The organism is Pseudomonas sp. LF020, assembly GCF_053456425.1.
The window spans coordinates 1-17,068 of sequence record NZ_JBRFIX010000011.1 but is presented as its reverse complement, the minus strand read 5'-3'; the positions used below and the strand labels follow the sequence as shown (position 1 = coordinate 17,068).

Below are 17,068 nucleotides of genomic sequence, written 5' to 3'. Positions count from 1 at the left end.
TCCCAACCAACACACGCCACTCATCACCAATGCAGGAGAGCCACCATGGCCAACACCTCTTTACGTAAAGCCTCGTTGCAAAGCATGGAAGCCGAGATCGAGAGTCTGCTCAAATCGTTGGAAAGCTTGAAAGACGACGCTTCGGACGAGTCGCGCAAGACCCTCAAGGCGCTCAAAAGCAACGCCGAAAGCGCACTGAAGCACTCGCGCAGCCTGCTCAGCGATGCCTATGAAGAAGTCAAAGTAAAAACCCGCGAGACCGGCATCGCCACCCGCGATTACGCTCAGGAACACCCTTGGACCACCGCCGGTGTGGCGGTCGGTGCAATCGGTCTGCTCGCCGCTTATTTGCTGTTCAAGCGCGGCGAGTGATCGCTCTGGCGCAGCTCGTTCTTGAGCCATTGCGCCAGTTGCCGGGCGCGCCCGTCTGCGGCGCGCTTGGGTAGCCACAACGCCAGTTGCGCCGGGGTTTCGCAGAAGCCCCATGGCGCAACCAGGCGACCGGCCTTCAAATCCTCTGTCACCAACGGCTCCGGCGCGATTGCCACGCCAAGCCCGGCCACTGCGGCTTCCAGTAGATAATACAAATGCTCAAAACCTTGCCCGAGCTTCAGCGCCTTGGCGTCGAGGTGGTTTTGCTGTGCCCAGCTCGGCCACGCTTGTGGGCGGGAAGTGGTGTGCAGCAGCGGTTCACTGAGCAAGGCTGCGGCCGGCGCGGATTGCAGGCGTTGATAACCGCTGAACAGCGGACTCATCACCGGGCCGATGCGTTCTGCGGCCAGTTCGTAGACCTGCATGTCGGCCGGCCATGGCGGCTCGGCGAACAGCAACAAGGCATCGAGACCTGGGCGCCGTGGATCGAGATCACCTTCACCCGCTGACAAGTGCAGACGCAAGTCCGGCAGATCGGCGTTGAGCCGCCCCAGGCGTGGGATGAACCATCGCGCCAACAGACTGCCGGAGCAGCCAAGAACGAACGGCGCATCAGCGGTGCTTTGCGTCAGCTCGGCACACACACTGCGCAACCGATCAAAGGCTTCACTGCTGGCATCTCGCAGTCGAACACCGGCATCTGTGAGTTTCAAGCCGCGACCATCCTTGACGAACAGGCTCACGCCCAGATGCTCTTCGAGCACTTTGAGCTGACGGCTGACTGCACCATGCGTGACGTGCAGCTGTTCGGCCGCCTGGCTGACGCTGTTCAGCCGGGCGGTGGCTTCGAATGCGCGCAAGGCGTTCAGCGGGGGAAGGTCATGGCTCATGGTATCTGTGAGTTTTCCTGACAGGTTGTGGCGATCTTATCGGTTTTCAGCCTGGAAGGTCAGGGGTAGAGTGGACGCCATTGTCTTCTCACCCGAATTCACCTGGAGCACATCATGACCCAGACTTCGAACACCTCCAACCTGCGCAGCGGCCCTGACGATAACGGCCTGTTCGGTGCGTTCGGCGGCCGCTACGTGGCGGAAACCCTGATGCCGTTGATCCTTGATCTGGCCCGTGAATACGAAGCGGCCAAGGAAGATCCGGCGTTCAAGGAAGAACTGGCTTACTTCCAGCGTGACTATGTCGGACGTCCAAGCCCGCTGTATTTCGCCGAACGCCTAACCGAGTTTTGCGGTGGCGCGAAGATCTACCTCAAGCGCGAAGAGCTGAACCACACTGGCGCGCACAAGATCAACAACTGCATCGGCCAGATCCTGCTGGCGCGGCGCATGGGCAAAAAACGCATCATCGCCGAAACCGGCGCCGGCATGCACGGCGTGGCAACGGCCACCGTGGCTGCGCGCTTCGGTCTGGATTGCGTGATCTACATGGGCACCACCGACATCGAGCGTCAGCAGGCCAACGTGTTCCGCATGAAGCTGCTGGGCGCCGAGGTGATTCCGGTGGTGGCCGGTACTGGCACCCTGAAAGACGCGATGAACGAAGCGCTGCGTGACTGGGTGACCAACGTCGACAGCACGTTCTACCTGATCGGCACTGTGGCCGGCCCGCACCCGTACCCGGCGATGGTGCGCGACTTCCAGGCCGTGATCGGCAAGGAAACCCGCGAGCAGCTGCAAGCCCAGGAAGGTCGTCTGCCGGACAGCCTGGTGGCGTGCATCGGTGGCGGTTCCAACGCCATGGGCCTGTTCCACCCGTTCCTTGACGATCAGAGCGTTGAAATCATTGGCGTCGAGGCGGCCGGTTACGGCATCGAAACCGGTAAGCACGCGGCGAGCCTCAACGGCGGCGTACCCGGTGTGCTGCACGGTAACCGCACCTTCCTGCTGCAGGACGACGACGGCCAGATCATCGACGCTCACTCGATTTCCGCCGGCCTCGACTACCCGGGCATCGGCCCTGAGCACGCCTGGTTGCATGACATCGGCCGCGTCCAGTACACCTCGGTCACCGACGACGAAGCCCTCGCTGCGTTCCACCAGTGCTGCCGCCTCGAAGGCATCATCCCGGCACTGGAAAGCGCTCATGCGCTGGCTGAAGTGTTCAAACGCGCACCGAAACTGCCGAAGGATCACCTGATGGTGGTCAACCTCTCCGGTCGCGGCGATAAAGACATGCAGACCGTCATGCACCATATGGAACAGTCCAAGCAGGAGAAACACTGATGAGCCGCCTGCAAACCCGTTTTGCCGACCTCAAGCAACAGAACCGCGCTGCGTTGGTGACGTTCGTCACCGCCGGTGACCCGGACTACGACACCTCGCTGGCAATCCTCAAAGGTCTGCCGGGCGCTGGCGCCGATGTGATCGAGTTGGGTATGCCGTTCACCGATCCGATGGCCGATGGTCCGGCGATTCAACTGGCGAATATCCGTGCCTTGGGCGCCAGGCAGAATCTGGCGAAAACCCTGCAGATGGTTCGCGAGTTCCGCGAAGGCAACAGCGACACGCCGCTGGTGCTGATGGGCTACTTCAACCCGATTCACATGTACGGCGTTGAGCGTTTCATCGCTGATGCCAAAGCGGCGGGCGTTGATGGTCTGATCGTGGTCGACATGCCGCCGGAGCACAACGCCGAGCTGTGCGACCCGGCACAGGCTGCCGGTCTGGACTTCATCCGCCTGACCACCCCGACCACTGACGATGCGCGCCTGCCGAAAGTGCTCAATGGCAGTTCGGGCTTCGTTTACTACGTGTCGGTGGCCGGCGTGACCGGCGCCGGTGCGGCGACTCTGGAACACGTCGAAGAAGCGGTCAACCGTCTGCGTCGCCACACTGATCTGCCGATCAGCATCGGTTTCGGTATCCGTACTCCGGAACAGGCGGCGTCCATCGCTCGTTTGGCGGACGGGGTGGTGGTGGGTTCGGCACTGATCGATCACATCGCCAATGCGACCACGCCAGCCCAGGCTGTCGATGGCGTGCTGGGTCTGTGCAAGGCACTGTCCGAAGGCGTGCGTCAGGCCCGCGTCAACTGAAGGTAAAATTCCTGATACAGAGGAATTAGCGCCTCACACCACGGCCTAATTGAGCAAGACCGAGGGATTCAGAACCACGTTCTGAATCCCTTTTTGCTGTTGGTGCAGTGAGGAAAGACCCGATGAAAATGCCGAAACGTCTGATTGCCGGACTGGGTGTGCTGATGATCAGTGCGACACCGCTGCTGGCCAGCGCCGATCCACGCGATGATCACGACCACGGCGGCCCGCAGCAGGGCCAGTACAACAACCATGGCAACGACCATCGCGACGATCACCGTGGCCCGCAGAACGACCACCGTGGCGGCCCGCCGCGCGACTTCGGGCCGATCCGTCAGACCATTCGCGACAATCACGGCTACTTCGTGCGCGGCGCACCGCCACCTCCGGGTATCCATCTGGAACGCGGCCGGCCGTTGCCGCACGGGTATTACGGCGAGCGACTGGATGGTCGGGCGCTGAGTCGTCTGCCGGTGTATCCGGGTTACGAGTGGCGCCGGGCCGGGGGTGACATTGTGCTGATCGCGGTAGGCACCGGGATCGTTTACGAAATTCTGGACGGTGTTTTGTACTGATTTGGCACGATCATCTGTGGCGAGGGAGCTTGCTCCCGCTGGGGCGCGGAGCGGCCCTGAAAATTCGGCATTCAACCGATTTACGACTGCTGCGCAGCCGAGCGGGAGCAAGCTCCCTCGCCACAAGATTCAGTTCCAGTCTTCTGTCTCAGGGTAGTTCCAGTCCGCCAGATGCCTTGTGCAGTTTGCGCAGATGCTCGCCAATCTGCTTCACGTTGGCTTCACTGGCGGCAATTTCGGCCGCTCGCTTGGGTTCCAGCAACTTGCGCACCTCCTTGTCCAGATCGCCGCTCAGTGCCAGCAGTTGTTTCTGGCGTTGGGCGCTTTCGTCCTGCAGGCGCTTGAACTCACTTGGTTGCGGCAGCCCGTAGCCACGGCTGTCGAGCAGTTCTGCCGGACGACTGAGGAAGCCGCTGTTGGCGAGAATTTCCTGCAGGGTGGCGTTGGCCTTGTCCATGCCGCCGTTTTCCAGCTCCCGGGCGCCGAGGTAGCGCTGCTTGACCTCGTCCTGGGCCAGCAACAACTGGCGGCGATAACTCGCCTGTTCCAGCAGGAGCAATGCGGCGCTGGTACGCAGGTCTGCACGTTCGAACCACTGGCGACGCTCTTCGGCGGAAAGTGAGAGCCAATCTTCGACGCTGGTCTGTTTGATCGGCAACTGCTTCTTCAACACATCGAACATCGCCTGATAGCGATCGCGGAACGAGTCGAAGCGGTAGCCCAGGCGCAACGCTTCCTTGGGATTGTCGAGCACGCTGGTGTCGGCCAGCCCGCGACCTTTCATCACCTCCAGCAAGCCGTTGGGCATGATGCTGTCGAGGCCGACGAGTTGCTTGTTGTTGCTGCCGCTGCGCAGCAGTTTCAGGCCTTCCACCGCGCAGTTGTTGGAGAGGAAGAAGTAGTTGCCGTCATAGCTCCAGTGCATTTCGGCAGCGTGTTCGACCACACCTTCGATCTCGTCGCGTGACAGCTTCAGTGGCACCGAGGCGAGACTGCGCAGCTCGGTCTTGGTGTACTCGTCGATCACTTGTGCCAGCGGCAGCACGAACAGCCGCGACGGGTATTTGCCGACCAGACCGTCCCAGCTCGACAGCTGCACGTCACCGACAAAGGCGCGGTACGACAGCACCAGATGCTGGTCCAGATCGAGCCGGCAATCCGGCCCACGCGGGCGACCCGGTGCACAGATCACCAGGCGCAGCATGCTGTGGCCCCAGCGGCTGACCCAGTTCTGGTTGGCCTCAGCCAGCAGATAATCGACGGCGTACACCCGCTCCGGGTCGACCTGGCCCAAGGGCTGTTTGGCGAAATCGTTGCCGGCGTTGAGAAAGGCGAAGGTATTGCTGCAGGTGTCCTTGGCCGGTGGTGCCCAGCCGAAACGCTCCTTGTAGTAGCGATAGAGCGCCGGACGGCGACAGGCGTAGCTCGGGTCGAGGAGGAAATACTCCATGTTGACCGCGACAAACTCTTTCGGGCTGGAAATCTCGTACAGGTCCGGGCTGCGGGCCACCTGACGATTGTGTTGTTCACGCTCACCACGGCGCCCGACGTACTGTTGCCAACCGGCGAGGTCGAGCAGGCGCGGGTCATCGCTGAGGGTGAAACGTCGTTCAGTCTGGCCGCGACACTCATCGGGAAGGCCGACTAGCCCGGCGCTGTTGCTGCGACGGGTGCAGCGCTGGATCAGCGTGCGTTCGGCGGCGGGCCACAGGCGTGCGCGGTCATAAATGTGGGTGAGTTCGTGCAGCACCGTTGCCAGCAGTTCTTGGCGCACCGTGCCGTGGGGGCGATTGGTTTTTTCCTTGGCCGCGCTGCCGTCGGTGAGGCCGGCGAGCAGTTTGCGGTTCAGGTCGAGTTCGGCAACCAGGGTCGCCTGACCGTAGGCGTTGCCGGGCATATCGTCGGTCCAGCCGACATCGATGCGCCGGTCCAGCTGTTCGACGAAGCTGGGCGGCAACTTGTGCATGGCTTCATCTAGCAGCGCCTGGCTGGCCTGCTGCTGGGCGGGACTCAGGCCGTCGGTCTTGAGCCGCAATTGCAGGCTGGCGTGGGCGCTGCTGCCAAGCAGCAACAACGCCCCGGCCAGCAGCCAGGCGCCGAGTGACTTCACAGGGCGAGAATGGCTTCGGCGAGCACCTGGTCACTGGCGTCGCGGGCTTCCGGCACGCGGGTGCGCAAGGTGTTGAGGGCGGCTTCCAGGTGCGCACCGCGGATATCGCCGTTGGTGGCGACGAAGCTGGCGGCGTCGTCGTGAGCTTCGCGGATGATTTTCGAATCGCGAATCGACGTGGTGGTATCGGAGGTGAAATCGATGGTGCGCTGGGAGGCACGAACGATGATGTTACTGGTGGCTACCAGGGTGTGCGCCTGGGCCACGTCGGCCAACAAAAACAGGCCAAGGGCGGCAGCAATCAGCGGGCTACGCATGGAACGACTCCGGAGGGCAATGATAACGAGGGATCAGGATAGCTATTGGACGAGAATTGCCTGTGCCAGTTCAAGGTCGCTGACATGAAGTTTTGGTCGTGATTTGCGCAGGTAATGCAGTGCGGATTCGAGCTGCGCGCCGCGCAATTCACCGTCACTGGCAACGAACGCCGCCGCGTCATCGTGAGCGGCGATGATCAGTTTACGGTCGAATGGCGCCGAAGACACCATTCCGGTCGCCCAAAGGCTGACCACAGTGTTTTGTGTGGAGACATCAAAGGCATCGACCGAGGTCGCCCAGAAGGCGCTGATCAACAAAGAAGGGAAAAGCAGTTTGAATAAACGCATGAGACTCGGTAACGGTTAACGAGCCTCAAGGCTAGCGCAAATGCCCGGGCCAGAGCCAGCGGCGAAACATCGGGACACGACTGACGTGTCCCTTCGGCAACGGCGATCAGATCGCCAGGATGGCTTGCGCCAGCTGGAAGTCGGTTGCGTTCAGTTGCGGTGCCTGATGACGGATCAGGTCCAGCGCGCTTTCCAGCTTCACGCCGCGAATCTGGCCTTCGCTGGCGACGAAGCTGGCGGCATCGTCACGGGCGGCGATCACGACTTTGTTGTCACGCAACGAAGAGCTGACGTCGGAAGTGGCGTCCGAAGAGGACTTCAGCGCGCCAACCACGGCATCGGTGGTGACGATGAAACTGGATGCGCTGGCGTTGGCAGCCACGGCCAGCAAGGCGGCAGCGCTGAGCAGGCGAAGACGGGACATGATGGATCTCCTGATAGTAAACCGTATTGAGAGGTGGCTTGTGTCTGATGAGTCAGACGCGGGTTACAGAAGATTCGCCACGTTCTGCCGTGGATATTAGGCCTGCGCGCGGGGTTCGGACAGTGGGCAGAATGCTAGCGCCAGAAGGGTTTTTCCAGTTCATTGAGCCGATCGGCTTGGCTTAAGCCCAGATCCGCGAGATCGCGCTGATCGAGCTGAGCCAGCAAGCGCCGCGTCCTGGCGCGTTCCATTGCTTGCCACAAGTCATGTAGCAGGCGTCGCAATGAGTAAGGGTAAGCGTGGGTCTGAATCGAAGTTGTTGAAACATCCTGTAAGTCTTTCATGGCGTATTCCTTAAACCGAGAGCGGATCAAGGACATGCTGCGCGCGAAGCAGTGGGAGTAGCAGATACACTCAGATGAAATTGTACTGGTTCAGATCAAGGAATATATAAACTGTACCTGTTGTTGATTTGGGTTGCTGTATGGGCGCTTTTCAAACCCTGAAACGACAAAACCCGTCGCGGTTTCCCGCGACGGGTCTTGTTTGTTCAATTCGGGTTGCTGGCGGTGGGTCTAATGACCAGAGCCAGCGACGCTACTTAGCGCCAGAACGGCTTGCTCAGCTCTTCGTAGCGTTGTGCTTCGCTGATACCGGCGTCAGCCAGCAGACGCGAATCCAGACGAGCCAGTTGATGGCGGCTGGAGATGCGGCGCTGCCACAACATCAGGTTGGCGATAACGCGCAGAGGCAGGGAAGCCTGGTTTTTTGCAGCTTTGTCTTCGAAGAACAGTTCGGAACTGAGTGTACGTTCCATGGTTGACATCCTTCCGCTTGTGGCGGGATCAGGTAGTGGTTTGACTGGTGCCCATGATCCTCTCGTTTGCCTAGTCTCTCTAGATACAGTTCAACTGTATTGTGAGTGACCAGTTAACTGTTTATAGGGGGTGTACGGGTCAAAATCGAGCAAACTGTACCTGTCCGCACTTAAGTGGTGCATTTTTGCGCAATCTCGGGGTTGGGGTAGGCAAAAGCTATAGGAAATCACCGGTACAGCAGTACAGTTTTTGCCAGAAAGGGGCAATGAAAAAACCGCTGACACAAACAATGTTTGCATCAGCGGTTCGACTGTGCGGATTACACCGCGAGCATGCGACCGGTTTCTTCCAGGTTCATGTGCCAGCTCAGGGCTTCGCGCAGGATGTGCGGTGTGTGCCCGCCGATGGCGCAGGCGGCGGTGAAGTAATCATTCAGCGCCCGGCGGTAATCGGGATGCACACAGTTGTCGATGATCACCCGGGCGCGCTCGCGCGGTGCCAGGCCGCGCAGGTCGGCCAGACCGATTTCGGTCACCAGGATGTCGACGTCATGCTCGGTGTGGTCAACGTGGCTGACCATCGGCACTACGCTGGAAATCGCTCCACCCTTGGCAATCGACTTGGTCACGAACACCGCCAGGTGCGCATTGCGCGCGAAATCACCCGAGCCACCGATGCCGTTCATCATCCGTGTGCCGCAGACGTGGGTGGAGTTGACGTTACCGTAGATGTCGAACTCCAGCGCGGTGTTGATGCCGATGATGCCCAGACGACGCACCACTTCCGGGTGGTTGGAGATCTCTTGCGGGCGCAGCACCAGTTTGTCCTTGTACTTCTCCAGGTTGCCGAACACGTCGCTGTTGCGCCGCTCCGACAAAGTGATCGAGCTGCCCGAAGCGAAGCTCAGCTTGCCGGCATCGATCAGGTCGAAGGTCGAATCCTGCAGCACTTCGGAATACATGGTCAGGTCTTCGAACGGCGAATCGATCAGGCCGCACATCACCGCGTTGGCGATGTTGCCGATCCCGGCCTGCAACGGGCCGAGCTTGTTGGTCATGCGCCCGGCGTCGACTTCCTGCTTGAAGAAGGTGATCAGGTGCTCGGCGATGGCATTGGTATCGACATCCGGGGTCGACACCGTGGACGGCGAATCCGCCTGCTGGGTGATGACGATGGCGACGATCTTTTCCGGTGGGATCGGGATCGCGGTGCTGCCGATGCGATCGTCGACCTTTACCAGCGGGATCGGCGTGCGCGTCGGGCGGTAGGTGGGGATATAGATGTCATGCAGGCCTTCGAGGTTGGCGTTGTGCGCCAGGTTGATCTCGACGATCACCTGTTTGGCGAAAATCGCGAAGCTCGCGGAGTTGCCTACCGAGGTGGTCGGCACGATGTGGCCCTGCTCGGTGATGGCCACGGCTTCGATCACCGCGATGTCCGGCAGCTTCAGTTGCTGGTTGCGCAGTTGCTCGACGGTTTCCGACAGGTGCTGGTCGATAAACATCACTTCGCCGGCGTTGATCGCCTTGCGCAAGGTGCTGTCGACCTGGAACGGCATGCGCCGCGACAGCACACCGGCCTCGGTCAGTTGCTTGTCGAGGTCGTTGCCCAGGCTCGCGCCGGTCATCAGGCTGATCTTCAGCGGCGTGACCTTGGCTCGCTCGGCCAGTGCGTGAGGGACGGCTTTGGCTTCGCCGGCGCGGGTGAAGCCGCTCATGCCGACGGTCATGCCGTCTTCAATCAGCGCGGCGGCGTCGGCGGCGCTCATCACTTTATCCAACAACGAAGGCAGGCGAATACGGTCACGGTACATGGATTATTTTCTCGGGAAGCGAGTAGCAGGATGCGCAGTCTAGTGAATTTCGCGGGCGCCTGTCCCGCTACCAAGGTCGCAAACGAGGCGTCTATTTAGCGGCTTTGAAGTAAAACACCGTTACCGGAACTGCAACAACGTGGCAAATTGTCCGACGCTGTGCGCAAACAAAAACGCCCCGACAAGTCGGGGCGTCCGGTGCAGCTGCGGAGGATTACTCCACCGCTTTGACCATGTCTTCGATGACTTTCTTCGCGTCGCCGAACACCATCATGGTCTTGTCCAGATAGAACAGCTCGTTGTCCAGACCGGCATAACCGCTGGCCATCGAGCGCTTGTTGACGATGATGGTCTTGGCCTTGAACGCTTCGAGAATCGGCATACCGGCAATCGGCGATTTCGGATCGTTCTTGGCGGCCGGGTTGACCACGTCGTTGGCGCCGAGTACCAGCACCACGTCGGCCTGGCCGAACTCGGAGTTGATGTCTTCCATCTCGAACACCTGGTCGTAAGGCACTTCGGCCTCGGCCAGCAGCACGTTCATGTGCCCCGGCATGCGACCGGCCACCGGGTGGATCGCGTACTTCACGGTCACGCCGCGATGGGTCAGTTTCTCGGTCAGCTCTTTCAATGCATGCTGCGCACGGGCCACCGCCAGGCCGTAACCCGGGACGATGATCACGGTGTCGGCGTTGGTCAGCAGGAAGGTCGCGTCGTCGGCGGAACCGGACTTCACCGGACGCGCCTCTTTCGCACCCGCAGGTCCTGCGTCGGCCGTGTTGCCGAAACCGCCGAGCAGTACATTAAAGAAAGAACGGTTCATCGCCTTGCACATGATGTACGAGAGAATCGCGCCGCTCGAACCCACCAGCGAGCCGGCAATGATCAGCATCGAGTTGTTCAGCGAAAAGCCGATACCCGCTGCCGCCCAGCCCGAATAACTGTTGAGCATCGACACCACCACCGGCATGTCGGCACCGCCGATCGGGATGATGATCAGCACGCCCATCACGAATGCCAGGGCCAGCATCAGCGCGAATGCGGCGAGGTTGCCGGTGAGCATGAAGGTCACGCCCAGCACCAGCGTCGCCAGACCGAGTACCGCGTTCAGCTTATGCTGACCAGCGAACTGTACCGGAGCACCCTGGAACAGGCGGAACTTGTACTTGCCCGACAGCTTGCCGAACGCGATCACCGAGCCGGAGAAGGTGATTGCACCAATCGCCGCGCCGAGGAACAGTTCCAGACGATTGCCCGCGGGGATCGAGTCGCCCAGTTGCTTGACGATGCCCAGTGATTGCGGCTCGACCACCGCAGCAATCGCGATGAACACTGCCGCCAGACCGATCATGCTGTGCATGAACGCGACCAGTTCCGGCATCTTGGTCATTTCGACGCGCTTGGCCATGATCGAACCGGCAGTGCCGCCGATCAGCAGGCCGACGATGACGTAACCGATACCCGCAGTCGCCAGCTCTGCGCCCAACTTATAGATGAGGCCGATGGTGGTAAGAATGGCCAGCGCCATGCCAAGCATGCCGAACAGGTTGCCGCGCCGCGAGGTGGTCGGGTGCGACAGGCCTTTGAGGGCCTGGATGAAACAGATCGACGCGATCAGGTAGAGCGTCGTGACGAGATTCATGCTCATTACTTCGGCGCCTCTTCTTTTGCTTTCGGGGCTTTCTTCTTGAACATCTCAAGCATGCGGCGGGTGACCAGGAAGCCACCGAACACATTGACCGCCGCCAGTGCCACGGCGAGGGTGCCCATGGTCTTGCCCAGCGGCGTGACGGTCAGCGCAGCAGCGAGCATGGCGCCGACGATCACGATTGCCGAAATGGCGTTGGTCACCGCCATCAACGGCGTGTGCAGCGCAGGTGTAACGTTCCAGACCACGTGATAACCGACATAAATCGCCAGCACGAAGATGATCAGGTTGTAGATACCGGGGGAGATAAGCTCTTCCATCGTCTGAATCCCTGCTTAGGCGTTTTTGCGGATGACTTGGCCGTCGCGGCACATCAGGCACGCGGCGACGATGTCGTCTTCGAGGTTGACGTCGAACTGGCCTTCTTTGGTGAACACCAGCTTGAGGAAGTCCAGCAGGTTGCGGGCGTACAGCGCCGAAGCATCTGCGGCGACTTCACCGGCGAGGTTGGTCGGGCCGACGATGGTCACACCGTTCTCGACCACCACCTGATCGGCCACGGTCAACGGACAGTTGCCGCCCTGAGCTGCCGCGAGGTCGATGACCACCGAGCCTGGCTTCATCTGCGCCACGGTGTCCGCGCTCAACAGTGTCGGCGCCTTGCGGCCCGGAATCAGCGCAGTGGTGATAACGATATCGGCCTGCTTGGCGCGTTCGTGCACGGCCTGGGCCTGACGCTGCATCCAGCTCGCCGGCATCGGGCGCGCGTAACCGCCGACACCGACCGCGCATTCGCGCTCTTCGTCAGTCTCGTAAGGCACATCGACGAACTTGGCGCCGAGGGATTCGATTTGTTCCTTCACTGCCGGACGCACGTCAGACGCTTCGATCACCGCACCCAGACGTTTCGCCGTGGCAATCGCCTGCAACCCGGCCACACCGGCGCCGAGAATCAGCACGCGCGCCGCTTTCACGGTGCCCGCAGCGGTCATCAGCATCGGCATGAAGCGCGGATAGTAGTGCGCAGCCAGCAACACCGCCTTGTAGCCGGCGATGTTCGCCTGCGACGACAACACATCGAGACTCTGCGCCCGAGAGGTGCGCGGCGCCGCTTCCAGGGCGAACGCGGTAATCCCGCACTCGGCCATTTTGGCGATGGTGTCGTTATTGAAGGGGTTGAGCATGCCCACCAGCACCGTGCCGCGCTTGATCAGCGCCAGTTCGGCATCGCTGGGAGCGACCACTTTGAGAATCAGCTCGGCACCGAACGCATCGTTGGCACTGCCAATGGTTGCGCCCGCCGCTTCATAGGCACTGTCAACAACACTGGCTTTGACGCCGGCGCCGGTTTGCACAGTGACCTTATGACCTTGGCTGATCAGCTTTTTAATGGTTTCCGGGGTTGCAGCAACCCGTGTTTCACCGGTCTGGGTTTCGAGAGGAACACCAATGTGCACGTCAAATCTCCTGCGTGATCTTATTGAGTAAACCCAGGCACTGCGGATGGTGCGACTGGGGCGGCCGATCAGCACGATCCCGCCAAATCAGGGCGGGGCGCGGCATTTTGCAGGCGAACTTTATGCCCTTCAAGGGATTATGACGGGTGACGGAAAATTAACTACAAGTCATCCCGTGACCGAATGTCGCAGATGGCCAGTTGAATCCCTTGCAGGCCGTGCCTTGTAAGGATTCTGGCTGAATTTGAAAAATTTTCTCATCGGCGGCGTGAATAGGCCGCAATGAGTCGCGGATGGAGGCTCAAAGCCACGTCGGCAGGCGCTTGTGTGACGTCTGTACGACTTTCGGATACAGTCTGTGATTTTGCGACAAATACTTATATCTGTAGGGCTTTGATTTTCCTGACTACCGGGTTAGTAATCGCCGTAAGCCTTTATCCTTCTAGGCTGTAGCTGTTTGCCTGATTCACCAGCCAATCGCGAAAGGCCTTGAGTGATGCCGATTCGACCTTTCGCTCCGGAATCATCAGGTAATAGGCCTTGATGCTGGAGAGCGCATTCGGGTTGGCGATCACCAGCCGTTGCTCGGCCAGTTCACGCTGGATCAGGAACGGTGGGATCAGTGCAATCCCCATGTCATGCATGGCCGCCTGAGCCAGCATGGAGAATAGCTCGTAGCGTGGGCCTGTCATGTCGCGTGGAATGTTCAGGTGCCGAGCGTTGAACCACTGGCGCCAGGCGTAGGGGCGAGTGGTCTGTTGCAGTAACGGCAACTCGGCGATTTCGTCGGGTGTCAGCTGCGTTCTGTTGCCGAGCAGGGCAGGGCTGCAGACCGGCATCGGATTTTCGCCCATCAACCTGTGGGATTCGGTACCCGACCAATCGGCGTCGCCAAAGTAGATCGCCGCGTCAAAATCGGTGTCGGCAAACAGGAACGGACGGGTGCGGTTGGTCAGGTTGACCGTCACTTCCCGGTGCTTGAGCTGGAAATCCTTGAGGCGTGGCAGCAGCCACTGAGTGCCGAACGTAGGCACTACCGCCAACTCGATCACGTTGGTGCCTTGCTGGCCCATGACTGAGAGCGTGTCGCGCTCGACGGCGTCCAGTTGCGTAGCCACCCGACGGCTGTAGGAAAGGCCGGCTTCGGTCAGCTTCACTCCGCGCCGCGAGCGTCGGAACAGTTCCACGCTGAGGAAGTCCTCAAGGCTGGCGATCTGTCGGCAAATGGCGCCTTGTGTGAGGGAAAGCTCTTCGGCGGCCTTGGTAAAGCTCTCATGACGAGCGGCGGCTTCGAAGCTGATCAGGGCCGTGGTGCTGGGGATCTTCCTGCGCATGTACGTCAACCTCACTAATGCGCCGCGTAAAAGGCATTCAGCGACGTTTCGGAGTGAGAAATTAGCACAACAGGATGCGAAATCCTCGTTTGCCGTGCTGACGAGCCGGGCCTAGGATCAATGCCACGTTAATTCACCGATTTGCGAGGACACACTCATGGGCGGTAAAGCTAGCTTCAACTGGATCGATCCCTTGCTGCTGGATCAACAGCTCACCGAAGAGGAGCGCATGATCCGTGACACCGCCGCCCAGTTCGCTGAGCAGAGCCTGGCGCCACGTGTCCTCGAAGCTTTCCGCCATGAGAAAACCGATCCGGCGATCTTCCGCGAAATGGGCGAAGTCGGCCTGCTCGGTGCGACCATCCCTGAGCAGTACGGTGGCAGCGGCCTGAACTACGTCAGCTACGGCCTGATTGCTCGCGAAGTAGAACGTGTCGACTCCGGCTACCGCTCGATGATGAGTGTGCAATCGTCGCTGGTAATGGTGCCGATCAACGAATTCGGCACCGAAGCACAGAAACAGAAATACCTGCCGAAACTGGCCTCCGGTGAATGGATCGGCTGCTTCGGCCTGACCGAGCCAAACCACGGCTCCGACCCGGGCGCGATGATCACCCGTGCGCGCAAAGTCGACGGCGGCTACAGCCTGACCGGTGCCAAGATGTGGATCACCAACAGCCCGATCGCCGATGTGTTCGTGGTCTGGGCCAAGGACGATGCGGGCGACATCCGTGGCTTCGTACTGGAAAAAGGCTGGAAGGGCCTGAGCGCTCCGGCGATTCACGGTAAGGTCGGCCTGCGCGCATCGATCACCGGCGAAATCGTCATGGACAACGTGTTTGTTCCGGAAGAAAACATCTTCCCCGATGTGCGCGGTCTGAAAGGCCCGTTCACCTGTTTGAACTCCGCACGCTACGGCATCTCCTGGGGTGCGTTGGGCGCTGCCGAGTTCTGCTGGCACACCGCTCGCCAGTACACCCTTGATCGTCAGCAGTTTGGGCGTCCATTGGCTGCCACCCAGCTTATTCAGAAGAAACTGGCCGACATGCAGACCGAGATCACCCTGGCGCTGCAAGGCTGCCTGCGCCTGGGTCGCATGAAGGACGAAGGCACTGCAGCGGTCGAAATCACCTCGATCATGAAGCGCAACTCCTGTGGCAAGTCGCTGGATATCGCTCGCATGGCTCGTGACATGTTGGGCGGCAACGGTATCTCCGACGAGTTCGGCGTGGCCCGTCACCTGGTCAATCTGGAAGTGGTGAATACTTATGAAGGTACTCACGACGTTCACGCGCTGATCCTCGGTCGTGCGCAAACCGGTCTGCAGGCGTTCTATTAACAGGAGAGCGACCATGGGCGCGCTGTCGCATCTGCGGGTACTGGATTTATCACGCGTGCTGGCCGGGCCGTGGGCCGGGCAGATTCTCGCCGACCTTGGCGCCGAGGTGATCAAGGTCGAGCGCCCTGGCAATGGCGATGACACGCGCGCCTGGGGGCCACCCTTCCTTAAGGACGCCTATGGTGAGAACACCAGCGAGGCGGCCTATTACCTGTCGGCCAACCGCAACAAGCAATCGGTGACGATCGACTTCACTCGGCCTGAAGGTCAGAGCCTCGTGCGGGAGCTGGCGGCGAAGTCGGACATTCTCATCGAGAACTTCAAGGTCGGTGGGCTGGCTGCCTATGGGCTGGACTACGAATCGCTGAAGGCGATCAATCCGGATCTGATCTATTGCTCGATCACCGGCTTCGGTCAAACCGGGCCGTATGCCAAGCGCGCGGGTTACGACTTCATGATCCAGGGGCTCGGCGGGCTGATGAGCCTGACCGGTCGCCCCGAAGGTGATGAAGGTGCCGGGCCGGTGAAGGTGGGGGTTGCGTTGACGGACATCCTTACAGGTCTGTACTCGACGGTGGCGATTCTGGCAGCGCTGGCTCATCGTGATCACGACGGTGGTGGGCAACACATCGATATGGCTTTGCTGGATGTGCAGGTCGCATGTCTGGCGAACCAGGCGATGAACTATCTGACTACTGGCAATGCGCCGAAGCGTCTGGGTAATGCACATCCGAACATCGTGCCCTATCAGGACTTCCCGACGGCCGATGGTGATTTCATTCTTACCGTTGGTAATGACGGGCAGTTCCGCAAGTTTGCCGAGGTGGCGGGCCAGCCGCAGTGGGCGGACGATCCGCGTTTCTCGACTAACAAGCTGCGGGTCGCGAATCGCGCGGTACTGATTCCTCTGATCCGTCAGGCGACTGTGTTCAAAACCACCGCCGAATGGGTGGCGCAGTTGGAGCAGGCGGGCGTGCCGTGTGGGCCGATCAATGATCTGTCCCAGGTGTTTGACGATCCGCAGGTGAAAGCACGTGGGTTAGCGATAGAGCTTCCGCATGCACTGGCCGGGATGGTGCCGCAGGTAGCGAGTCCGATCCGACTGTCACAGACGCCGGTCGAGTACCGTCGTGCGCCTCCTTTATTGGGCGAGCATACGTTGGAGGTGTTGCAGCGGGTGCTGGGTCTGGGCGCTGGTACGGTGGATGCGCTCAGGGCTGATGGAGTGCTTTGAGTAGCGCTTCTATATAGAAGGAGTCGTTTTCCTCCCTCTATATAGAGAGGTTTGTATGTTTTTTAATCGATCTGTAAGTTGTTGAAAGAAAAGTGAAAAAAGCGGTTGACGGCAGATTCAGGAAGTCTATAATTCGCCCCACTTCCGGCGCAGTCGAAACGGAAAACTCCTTGAGATTCAATGAGTTATGCGGTTTTCGACAGCGGCTTGCTTCAGTTCATCGAGGCCTG

Annotated in this window: 18 protein-coding genes; 6 read left to right on the top strand and 12 right to left on the bottom strand. The window is 60.2% G+C overall.

The features are described from left to right. Positions 1-45: 45 nt before the first annotated feature. Complete coding sequence (locus tag ACU680_RS23005; RefSeq protein WP_003220391.1) at positions 46-372, top strand: ElaB/YgaM/YqjD family protein; 327 nt, start codon at positions 46-48, stop codon at positions 370-372. Here the strand turns inward: ACU680_RS23005 and ACU680_RS23000 are convergent. Then, a complete protein-coding gene (locus ACU680_RS23000; RefSeq protein WP_448180594.1) occupies positions 345-1,262 on the bottom strand; it encodes a LysR family transcriptional regulator in 918 nt (305 codons plus the stop codon). The genes ACU680_RS23005 and ACU680_RS23000 overlap by 28 nt on opposite strands. 114 nt (positions 1,263-1,376) lie before the next feature. Here ACU680_RS23000 and trpB point away from each other — a divergent pair, with 114 nt between their 5' ends. The 3 genes from trpB to ACU680_RS22985 all read left to right on the top strand — a co-directional run bounded on the left by trpB (position 1,377) and on the right by ACU680_RS22985 (position 3,996). Continuing rightward, positions 1,377-2,609 carry a tryptophan synthase subunit beta gene (trpB, locus tag ACU680_RS22995; RefSeq protein ID WP_041074734.1) on the top strand — a complete coding sequence of 411 codons (1,233 nt, stop codon included), beginning with the start codon at positions 1,377-1,379 and terminating at the stop codon, positions 2,607-2,609. After that, a complete protein-coding gene (trpA, locus tag ACU680_RS22990) occupies positions 2,609-3,421 on the top strand; it encodes a tryptophan synthase subunit alpha (protein ID WP_448180593.1) in 813 nt (270 codons plus the stop codon). Before trpB ends, trpA begins: the two co-directional genes overlap by 1 nt. A gap of 122 nt (positions 3,422-3,543) precedes the next feature. Beyond that, positions 3,544-3,996, top strand: a complete 453-nt coding sequence (locus ACU680_RS22985) for an anti-virulence regulator CigR family protein (protein ID WP_400762531.1) — start codon at positions 3,544-3,546, stop codon at positions 3,994-3,996. Positions 3,997-4,144: 148 nt separating this feature from the next. Here the strand turns inward: ACU680_RS22985 and ACU680_RS22980 are convergent, their stop codons facing one another. The 11 genes from ACU680_RS22980 to ACU680_RS22930 form a co-directional block, all read right to left on the bottom strand. Further along, positions 4,145-6,106, bottom strand: coding sequence for a DUF7844 domain-containing protein (locus tag ACU680_RS22980; RefSeq protein WP_448180592.1), 1,962 nt, complete (start codon positions 6,104-6,106; stop codon positions 4,145-4,147). Continuing rightward, a complete protein-coding gene (locus tag ACU680_RS22975) occupies positions 6,103-6,423 on the bottom strand; it encodes a DUF2388 domain-containing protein (RefSeq protein ID WP_007911662.1) in 321 nt (106 codons plus the stop codon). The genes ACU680_RS22980 and ACU680_RS22975 overlap by 4 nt, the downstream gene beginning before the upstream one ends. Before the next feature lie 42 nt (positions 6,424-6,465). Then, positions 6,466-6,771, bottom strand: coding sequence for a DUF2388 domain-containing protein (locus ACU680_RS22970; protein ID WP_448180591.1), 306 nt, complete (start codon positions 6,769-6,771; stop codon positions 6,466-6,468). Positions 6,772-6,877: 106 nt separating this feature from the next. Beyond that, positions 6,878-7,195 carry a DUF2388 domain-containing protein gene (locus tag ACU680_RS22965; RefSeq protein WP_007962831.1) on the bottom strand — a complete coding sequence of 106 codons (318 nt, stop codon included), beginning with the start codon at positions 7,193-7,195 and terminating at the stop codon, positions 6,878-6,880. A gap of 134 nt (positions 7,196-7,329) precedes the next feature. After that, positions 7,330-7,539 (bottom strand): DUF1127 domain-containing protein, encoded by a 210-nt coding sequence (locus ACU680_RS22960; RefSeq protein ID WP_400762525.1) that lies wholly within the window; start codon positions 7,537-7,539, stop codon positions 7,330-7,332. Between the two features lie 257 nt (positions 7,540-7,796). Then, positions 7,797-8,012 (bottom strand): DUF1127 domain-containing protein, encoded by a 216-nt coding sequence (locus ACU680_RS22955; protein ID WP_007962833.1) that lies wholly within the window; start codon positions 8,010-8,012, stop codon positions 7,797-7,799. Positions 8,013-8,332: 320 nt separating this feature from the next. Continuing rightward, on the bottom strand, positions 8,333-9,826 hold the full coding sequence (scpC, locus tag ACU680_RS22950; protein WP_448180590.1) for a succinyl-CoA:acetate CoA-transferase ScpC: 1,494 nt from the start codon (positions 9,824-9,826) through the stop codon (positions 8,333-8,335). A 214-nt stretch (positions 9,827-10,040) separates the two neighbouring features. After that, positions 10,041-11,474: an NAD(P)(+) transhydrogenase (Re/Si-specific) subunit beta gene (locus tag ACU680_RS22945; RefSeq protein ID WP_007962843.1), complete on the bottom strand. Its 1,434-nt coding sequence runs from the start codon at positions 11,472-11,474 to the stop codon at positions 10,041-10,043. Beyond that, complete coding sequence (locus tag ACU680_RS22940; protein WP_003220416.1) at positions 11,474-11,794, bottom strand: NAD(P) transhydrogenase subunit alpha part 2; 321 nt, start codon at positions 11,792-11,794, stop codon at positions 11,474-11,476. Before ACU680_RS22940 ends, ACU680_RS22945 begins: the two co-directional genes overlap by 1 nt. Before the next feature lie 15 nt (positions 11,795-11,809). After that, positions 11,810-12,931 (bottom strand): Re/Si-specific NAD(P)(+) transhydrogenase subunit alpha, encoded by a 1,122-nt coding sequence (locus tag ACU680_RS22935; RefSeq protein ID WP_007962844.1) that lies wholly within the window; start codon positions 12,929-12,931, stop codon positions 11,810-11,812. Positions 12,932-13,365: 434 nt separating this feature from the next. Then, positions 13,366-14,265, bottom strand: a complete 900-nt coding sequence (locus ACU680_RS22930; protein WP_448180589.1) for a LysR family transcriptional regulator — start codon at positions 14,263-14,265, stop codon at positions 13,366-13,368. 157 nt (positions 14,266-14,422) lie between these two features. On the opposite strand from ACU680_RS22930, the gene ACU680_RS22925 reads away from it, so the two are divergent. Together ACU680_RS22925 and ACU680_RS22920 are read left to right on the top strand one after the other, a co-directional pair. Further along, the gene (locus ACU680_RS22925) at positions 14,423-15,604 is read left to right on the top strand and encodes an acyl-CoA dehydrogenase (RefSeq protein ID WP_448180588.1); all 1,182 of its coding nucleotides are present in this window, start codon (positions 14,423-14,425) and stop codon (positions 15,602-15,604) included. A gap of 13 nt (positions 15,605-15,617) precedes the next feature. After that, on the top strand, positions 15,618-16,838 hold the full coding sequence (locus ACU680_RS22920) for a CaiB/BaiF CoA transferase family protein (RefSeq protein ID WP_448180587.1): 1,221 nt from the start codon (positions 15,618-15,620) through the stop codon (positions 16,836-16,838). The last annotated feature ends 230 nt before the right edge of the window (positions 16,839-17,068 follow it).

Excerpts from the sequence above, each read along its gene's own strand:
- ACU680_RS23005 (WP_003220391.1), top strand. The coding sequence starts at position 46 with ATGGCCAACACCTCTTTACGTAAAGCCTCGTTGCAAAGCATGGAAGCC.
- ACU680_RS23000 (WP_448180594.1), bottom strand. The coding sequence starts at position 1,262 with ATGAGCCATGACCTTCCCCCGCTGAACGCCTTGCGCGCATTCGAAGCC.
- trpB (WP_041074734.1), top strand. The coding sequence starts at position 1,377 with ATGACCCAGACTTCGAACACCTCCAACCTGCGCAGCGGCCCTGACGAT.
- trpA (WP_448180593.1), top strand. The coding sequence starts at position 2,609 with ATGAGCCGCCTGCAAACCCGTTTTGCCGACCTCAAGCAACAGAACCGC.
- ACU680_RS22985 (WP_400762531.1), top strand. The coding sequence starts at position 3,544 with ATGAAAATGCCGAAACGTCTGATTGCCGGACTGGGTGTGCTGATGATC.
- ACU680_RS22975 (WP_007911662.1), bottom strand. The coding sequence starts at position 6,423 with ATGCGTAGCCCGCTGATTGCTGCCGCCCTTGGCCTGTTTTTGTTGGCC.
- ACU680_RS22970 (WP_448180591.1), bottom strand. The coding sequence starts at position 6,771 with ATGCGTTTATTCAAACTGCTTTTCCCTTCTTTGTTGATCAGCGCCTTC.
- ACU680_RS22965 (WP_007962831.1), bottom strand. The coding sequence starts at position 7,195 with ATGTCCCGTCTTCGCCTGCTCAGCGCTGCCGCCTTGCTGGCCGTGGCT.
- ACU680_RS22960 (WP_400762525.1), bottom strand. The coding sequence starts at position 7,539 with ATGAAAGACTTACAGGATGTTTCAACAACTTCGATTCAGACCCACGCT.
- ACU680_RS22955 (WP_007962833.1), bottom strand. The coding sequence starts at position 8,012 with ATGGAACGTACACTCAGTTCCGAACTGTTCTTCGAAGACAAAGCTGCA.
- scpC (WP_448180590.1), bottom strand. The coding sequence starts at position 9,826 with ATGTACCGTGACCGTATTCGCCTGCCTTCGTTGTTGGATAAAGTGATG.
- ACU680_RS22945 (WP_007962843.1), bottom strand. The coding sequence starts at position 11,474 with ATGAGCATGAATCTCGTCACGACGCTCTACCTGATCGCGTCGATCTGT.
- ACU680_RS22940 (WP_003220416.1), bottom strand. The coding sequence starts at position 11,794 with ATGGAAGAGCTTATCTCCCCCGGTATCTACAACCTGATCATCTTCGTG.
- ACU680_RS22930 (WP_448180589.1), bottom strand. The coding sequence starts at position 14,265 with ATGCGCAGGAAGATCCCCAGCACCACGGCCCTGATCAGCTTCGAAGCC.
- ACU680_RS22925 (WP_448180588.1), top strand. The coding sequence starts at position 14,423 with ATGGGCGGTAAAGCTAGCTTCAACTGGATCGATCCCTTGCTGCTGGAT.
- ACU680_RS22920 (WP_448180587.1), top strand. The coding sequence starts at position 15,618 with ATGGGCGCGCTGTCGCATCTGCGGGTACTGGATTTATCACGCGTGCTG.